The following is a 6,888-nucleotide window of genomic DNA, read 5'->3' on the forward strand; positions in this document are numbered from 1 at the left end:
CTACTGGCCCTGCGCCACGGCCGCTGGGGCCGGGTCGCGCAGATCCCAGGCTCGGCCCCCCGCTTTCGAGTCGCGTATCCCCCCAGACCCCCCGGCCGCGGCCGGTCGGCCGTTCCCAGGCCTCGTCCCGCACGTTCACCATATCGGGGAACGCGCGGACAGCTGTGGGAGTGCGGCTGCCGTTGCAGACTATCGACAAGGTGACCATCGGATCCCCGTTACCGTCACACCCCAGGCGAATCATGGAATCGAGCGGCGCCGATACCGCGATCCGCTCGCCCTCCCGGTCCACCGGTTCACAGCGCATCCCCTGGTATCCGCCGGAAATCGGTGCGGGAGGCAATAATTCGCGGAACTCGGCGATAACGGCACCGTACTGCCCCCAAGTGGCCGGGCCCGTCCCCGCCGCGGGCGTGGTGCTGCCACCGGATGCCGCCGTCCCTGGCCCCGGAGTGTCGTCGGCACCGCCCCGCAACACCAGGGCTGCCACCGAGATCATCAGGACCACCGCGATCGCTGCGGCGGTGCCGAGCACAGCGGCACGCCGCGAACGCGGGGGCGCGGTGAGGTCGGGCAGCGGGCGTGGAACGAACGGAGGGGTTACCGGATTCTGCGGAACCGGCGCGGCGGCCGGGGCGAAGGCTTCTCGCAGGGCCCGGGCCAGCGCCGGGCACGACGAATAGCGCTGCGCCGGGTCCTTGGCCAGCGCCGTGGCGAATACTTGGTCGAGGGCCGGCGGCAGTCGCGGATCGGCCACCGACGGCCGCGGCGACGGCTCCTCCAGATGTGCGCGCATCACCGCGACGGCGTCACCGTGCGGAAAAGGTTTGGTACCCAGCAGCAGTTCGTACAGGGTGCAGCCGAGGGAGTACACATCGGCACGCGGATCCACGGCCGCGCCCCTGATCTGCTCCGGAGCGGCGTAGGCGAGCGTCGCCAGTACGGTGCCCGGCTCGGTCAGCGAGGTGCCCTCGGTGGGGCGCGCGATACCGAAATCGGTCATGTAGACGCGGTCCGGGCCGTCGGGCCGGGGTTCGAGCAGGATATTGGCCGGCTTCACATCGCGATGCAGCAGTCCGGCCCGATGTGCCTCGTCCAGCCCGCTGGCCGCCTCCTCGGCGATATGCCCCACCAACGCGGGGTCGAGACCTCCGGGATTGCGGCGCAGCAGTTCGGCGGCGTCGATACCGTCCACGAACTGCATGGCCAGCCACAAGGAATCGCCCTCCGCGCCACGATCGCGGACCGCGACGATATTGGGGTGGTCCAGCCGGGCCAGCAACTCGGCCTCCCGCAGGAACCGGGCACGGAATTCCGGATCGGCGCCGTGTTCGCGAGCCAGCACTTTCAGCGCGTCCTGCCGGGGCAGCCGCGGATGCGCGGCGAGGTAGACCGTGCCCATTCCACCGCTACCGAGCACGCGCTCGATCCGGTATCCCCCGACCATCGTTCCGGGGTCCCATGTTCCGGTCACCGCCTACCCACCGTTCACCAGCAGACCGTACTGTGCCGCCGCCCGCTGCCGTGCACTCCCGATTTCGCGGGCGAACAGGGTGACGAGGTAGCGGTCGTAGTGCACGTGGCAGACGAACCGGGTGAGCGAGAGCAGATCGAGGTCCCGATTCTCCAGGCAGCGCACGGCGGGGACGCCCGCGGGCCCTTCGACCGGAAGCAGACCGCCGTCGAGATTGAACCGCACCTGCTCGTCGAACGCGGTACGCGCGGCCGCCGGATCGGCATAGCGGCCGAGCTGATTGAAACCGCTCACCGCGCTGGCGTCCACGCCGACGCGCTGGTGCCGGTTTCCCCGCAGATAGGTCGCTCGTGGGCCGAAGGACACCCCGGTCACCTGCGCCGTGGCCGCCCAGCCGGCGGTGCGCTGACTCGACATCGCGGTGACCGCAGGATACTCCCAGCGCCGCGGCGCCTGCGGAATCATCCGGCGGACCAGCCCGTCCGGATCGAGCGGCAGGTCCGCGATCCGATCGGGTGGTGTCGGCACGAATTCGCGTAACCGGTGGATCTGGGCGTCGATGGCTCGGGCGGCGAGGCGGGCCAGCACCGCCGAATCCGGCACGGTATCTCCCGCCAGAACGTTGATCACATAGGAGTCGTGAGCGATCGACGCCGCCAGCGTGGGCACGCCGGGTCGCCAATGACCGTGCGCGGCAGGGTGTTCCGGAATGCCGATCGCCACGTTGTCCCGGTTGACAGCGGCATCCGCCGCATCGATCTCCCGCGCCGCCCGCTGCGCGGCACCGGTATCCGGAAAGCGCAGGACGAGAACCATCAGCACCCGGGCCGAGCCCACCGCGGGCCGGTCCGCACCCCGATCGATATCGGCACCGGTGACCGCGGCACCGGCCAGCATCCCGTGCCGTTCGAGCACATCACCGGTCTGTTCGGCGAGCACGATCGACGCGACCTTGGCGGGCGTCGGGAGCGGCAGGAGCCCCACCGCGTCGGCGGAGCTGCGCAAAACCGGATCCACCTCGGCCGGGTCGATGAGTACTTCGGCCATCCGGACCGATTCCAGAATGCGGCCGCGGCGGAGATCACCACTATCCGGTACCTCCAGCGGTTCGACGCCGTAGTCACCGGTGTCGAGTGCGGCGAGATCGATCGCGTCGGCCGGGCGGCCGGCACATCCGCACAACAGTGCGGTGGCCAGTAGTACCGCGGCGATTCCCGCGCCGGCCGGGCGCTTACAGCGGCGCATCGGGCCACCACCTCTCCAGCAGTACCGACCCGCTGGGACCCTCCCCCACGACCTCCACCCGGCAGAAGTTACGGCCGGGATCGTCGAAGTACACCTCCAGCACGCCCCACCAGCGGCCACCCATACCGGATCCGTCGGGGGCGAAATACGTACTACCCCAGAACACATGACCGGTTCCGCTGGGTCGCGCCCAGTGTTCGTCACCCTCCGGGCGGCGGGGCGGGCGCTGCAGACCTATCGGGGAACGATCCGCATTACAGACGATTTCGACGGATTCGACCGGGTCGCGGTCACCCGTGCACAACAGCCGGGCCACCGCGACCGACCCGTCCAGCGGGAGGCTTTCGTACTTCTCGCTCTGCGGGGTGCAGTTCGACAGATCCTGATAGCCGGCACCGTACGGCCAGGGCGGCAGCAACTCCGGAAAGGTCTGCGGGATATAGGCGTAGCCGCCCCAGTGCGCCGGATCGGTACTGGCGGCCACCGGCTCCACGGCCCGGGAGACCGCCGGGTCGCTCGTCCACGACCACAGGAATGCCACGGTCAGCGCGAAAACCAGCAGTCCGGCCAGCGCGACCGGCGCCCGTCGCCGGCGCGGCCGGGCGCTCGTCCCGTCCGGTACGGCAATCGGTGCCGCCAGCGCGGTCGCCGCGGCCGCGGCGAGCGCGGCGCAATCCGGATAGCGATGTTCCGGCCGTTTCGCCATGGCCTTGGCGATCACCAGGTCGAACGCCCGCGACACCCGGGGATTCGCCCGCGAGGGCCGCGGCGGCGGCTCGTGCAGATGCGCGTAGAGCACCGAGCCGGGACTGTGCCGGGGAAACGGCACAGTCCCGGTGAGCATCTGGTAGAGGGTGCAGCCGAGGGCGTAGATATCCGCGCGCCGGTCCACCGGATCACCCCGCAACTGTTCGGGCGCGGCGTAGGCGAGGGTCGCGGCGAAACCACCGGAGCCCGAGAGGGTCTCGGCATCGTCGGCCGTGCGCGCGATCCCGAAATCGGTGACCAGGGCCCGGTCGGTGCCGTCGGGCTGTTCGGCGACGAGGATATTGGCCGGTTTCACATCGCGATGCAGCAGGCCCGCCCGATGCAGTTCGTCCAAACCCTGCGCGACCTCGGTGACGATCCGGACCGCGCGGGCGGGATCGAGTACCGCGGGCCCGCGCCGGATCAGCTCCCGCAGATCGACACCCTCCACGTACTGCATGGCGATCCACAGTCGGCCGTCGGATTCCCCGCGGTCACGCACCGCCACGAGATTCGGATGCTGTACCCGCGCGGCCAGTTCCGCCTCGTGCAGGAATCTGGTGCGGAATTCCGGATCGCCGGCGCGGGTATCGGAGAGGACCTTCAGCGCGTCCGTCCGGGGCAACCGCGGATGGGTGGCCGCGTAGACGACGCCCATGCCCCCGCTGCCGAGGCGGCGCTGGATCCGATAGCCGGCGAAGGTCGAACCTTCGGCGACACTCAACAGGTTTCCCTCCCGCTCACTGTCCCCCGGCCCGCGGTCGAACTCCTCCCGGTACGACACCGGCGGCCGGCTGATTCCGAACTATAACAGCGCATCAGCGGCCCTTCCCGTCGAACGAGGGACCCGGAATTCAGGGGCTGCCCTTTCCTCCGGACGCGCCGTACGGGGCGGAATCGCCCGTTCCCCACCGGCCCCGATCATGCTGGTCACGCTGCTCGATGAACGTCCCCGAGCCGGAACTCCGAAAGGTGCCCGGCCGGCAGATGACCCTGCCGCTCGGGGTGCGGGCGCGCCGCGGGTGCTCGAGCGCGTCCCGGGCGGCCGCGGCGCGCCCACAGCACCACGCGAGGTTGCTGACAATGCGCCGGAACCGGAGGATAGTTGCGGTATGGAGGCCGACAAGGGTTCGGTGACGGCAGTGGCCGACCGTGTTTTCCAGGCCGCGCTCGGAGCCGTCGATATGCTGGCGATCTACCTCGGCGACCGGCTGGGCTGGTATCGCAGCCTCGCCGAGGAGGGCCCGGCGAATGCCGCCGAACTCGCCGCGCGCACCGAGACCCATCCCCGGTACGCCAGGGAATGGCTGGAACAGCAGGCGGTGACCGGTTTGCTGACCGTACACCGGGACGGGAACGCCGCGGAACGGGTGTACGCCCTTCCCGCGGCCACGGCGGAGGTGCTCACCGACGAGCACAGCCTCGACTATCTGGCCCCGATCGCGCGGCTGTTCGGTGCCACCGGACCGGTGCTGCCGAAACTGCTCGACGCCTACCGCACCGGTGGCGGGGTGAGCTGGGACGAACTCGGCGACGACGCGCGCGAGGCGCAGGCCGCCGGTAACCGGCCGTGGTACGAACATCGGCTCGCCGATGCGCTGAACGAGGTTCCCGAACTGGCGCGGGTCCTGGGTGCCGGCGGGACCCGGATACTCGATGTCGGCTGCGGCGCGGGCTGGTCGGCCATCGCGCTGGCCCGCGCGTATCCGGCAGCTCGTGTGCTGGGTGTCGATATCGATCTGCCGTCGGTGCGGATGGCGGTGCGCCACGCCGCCGCGGCGGAGGTGGCGGATCGGACGGAGTTCATGGCCGGTGACGCCGCGGAACTCCCGGCGGGCGGTTTCGATATCGCGTTCGCGTTCGAATGCGTGCACGATATGCCGCGCCCGGTCGAGGTACTGGCGGCGGTGCGCCGGGCGTTACGGCCCGGCGGGTTTCTGGTGGTGATGGACGAGGCGGTCGCGCCGGAGTTCGCGCCCGGCGGGGACGAGCTGGAACGGCTCATGTACGGGTTCAGCCTGTTCGTCTGCCTGCCCGACGGGATGTCGAGCCCGCCGAGCGCCGGGACCGGCACCGTGTTGCGCCCGGCGACGTTACGCGGCTACGCGCACGAAGCCGGATTCACCGCGTTCGATGTGCTGCCGATCGAGGATTTCGGTTTCTGGCGTTTCTACCGGCTCGGCTGAACATCAGCGGCCGGCGACACGCCCGCGGTGTTCAGTGCGCGGCGCAGCACGGTGGGGTCGTCGAGGAAGAGGCTGAGCCGGATCGTCTCGGCGGCGATGCGGGCGCTGGGCAGCAGGGAGTCGATCCGCACGGCGACGGGGTCACGCAGGGTCAGGTCGGTGGTGGTGCCGTCCGGCCCCGCAAGGAACAGCCTGCCGTCTTCGAACGCGGGCGCGGTCTGGTTGTAGCGGCGGCATTCGGCGACCGCCGCGATCCGGTCGAGGGGCACGCGCGCGACCACCCGGCCCGACCGGCGCAGCACCATTTCCTGCCCGGTCAGATAGTGCGGATAGACGATATCGGCGACGACCACGGCGAACAGCGCCACCAGCGACCACAGGGACAGCACGGCCAGCGTGATGGTGAGCCACACCCAGGGGATCAGCAGATGCAATACGACCACTTCGATCAGAGTGGCCACGAGGAACGCGCTGGGTAGGGCAAGCACTCCCCGGGCGGAAGTCAGCGGCTGCTGCGCACGGCTGTCGCGGTCGGTGGTGCGACGTAGCCACAACCACAGGCCGAGATACAACCGGGCCTGATTGCGGAGCAGCCGCCAGAACCCGGTCACGAGGCTCCCCCCGTAGTGTTCGAGGGGACGCCCAGCAGTTCCATCGCCCGGCGCACTGCCCGGCGTTGGGCAGGGTCGGGTACGAGGGTGTCCTCCGTCAGCGATGAGGCGCTTCCCTGAATATCGGCCGTGGCCGCGATGAGGCTGTCGAATTCGAGCCGCCGTAACTGCCCGGCGATTTCCCGGGCCATCTCCTCGATCAGTTCGGTGGACTGCGCTACCGGCCGGCCGTGCAACCGCTCCCAGCCACGTAGCAGCCGGCGGAAACCGGTGCGGGCGGCCGGATCGGCGAGGGCGCGGGTGAACCAGCTGAACATTTCTGCTGGGGTGTCACCGGAGAGCGCGAAAACCTCCAGCAGGTCGCGCTCCTGGTCGAGTGCGGCGCGTTCCGGTTCGTCGGCCTGCTCGCGGGCCCGGTCGAAGGCGTCGGCGACCTCGTCGGGTAACGCGGTCAGGCGGCGGCCGGCGTCGACCGCGCTCAGCATGCGGGCCACACCCTCCTGTTTGCGGATGAGCTGGGTGATGTGTCGGGCGCGAAACTCAGTGAACGCCGCCGCGGCGACCTCCTCGGCGCGGCCCAGGCGGCCGACGGGCTGCTGCTCGATGATCGCGGCCATCGCCTCGG

At 70.3% G+C, this 6,888-nt stretch carries 6 protein-coding genes; 1 reads left to right on the forward strand and 5 read right to left on the reverse strand.

The annotated features are described in order from the left end of the window. The 3 genes from QH276_RS00430 to QH276_RS00440 all read right to left on the reverse strand — a co-directional run. Positions 1-1,474, reverse strand: a 1,474-nt coding sequence (locus tag QH276_RS00430; RefSeq protein ID WP_280406541.1) for a serine/threonine-protein kinase, incomplete at its 3' end; no start/stop codon positions are given. 3 nt (positions 1,475-1,477) lie between these two features. Continuing rightward, the gene (locus QH276_RS00435; RefSeq protein ID WP_280396504.1) at positions 1,478-2,719 is read right to left on the reverse strand and encodes a DUF7373 family lipoprotein; all 1,242 of its coding nucleotides are present in this window, start codon (positions 2,717-2,719) and stop codon (positions 1,478-1,480) included. Next, a complete protein-coding gene (locus QH276_RS00440; RefSeq protein ID WP_280396505.1) occupies positions 2,706-4,190 on the reverse strand; it encodes a serine/threonine-protein kinase in 1,485 nt (494 codons plus the stop codon). Before QH276_RS00440 ends, QH276_RS00435 begins: the two co-directional genes overlap by 14 nt. Before the next feature lie 388 nt (positions 4,191-4,578). On the opposite strand from QH276_RS00440, the gene QH276_RS00445 reads away from it, so the two are divergent. Next, positions 4,579-5,652, forward strand: coding sequence for a class I SAM-dependent methyltransferase (locus QH276_RS00445; RefSeq protein ID WP_280396506.1), 1,074 nt, complete (start codon positions 4,579-4,581; stop codon positions 5,650-5,652). Here QH276_RS00445 and QH276_RS00450 read toward each other — a convergent pair. Beyond that, positions 5,637-6,263: a hypothetical protein gene (locus QH276_RS00450; protein ID WP_280396507.1), complete on the reverse strand. Its 627-nt coding sequence runs from the start codon at positions 6,261-6,263 to the stop codon at positions 5,637-5,639. The genes QH276_RS00445 and QH276_RS00450 overlap by 16 nt on opposite strands. Next, positions 6,260-6,888: hypothetical protein (locus QH276_RS00455; RefSeq protein ID WP_280406542.1), on the reverse strand; the 629-nt coding region annotated here is incomplete at its 5' end. The genes QH276_RS00455 and QH276_RS00450, both read right to left, overlap by 4 nt.

The organism is Nocardia carnea, from assembly GCF_029869215.1.
Lineage (GTDB): Bacteria > Actinomycetota > Actinomycetes > Mycobacteriales > Mycobacteriaceae > Nocardia > Nocardia carnea_B.

Bases quoted from the DNA above. Each gene is read 5' to 3' on its own strand.
- QH276_RS00435 (WP_280396504.1), bottom strand. From the start codon at position 2,719: ATGCGCCGCTGTAAGCGCCCGGCCGGCGCGGGAATCGCCGCGGTACTA.
- QH276_RS00445 (WP_280396506.1), top strand. From the start codon at position 4,579: ATGGAGGCCGACAAGGGTTCGGTGACGGCAGTGGCCGACCGTGTTTTC.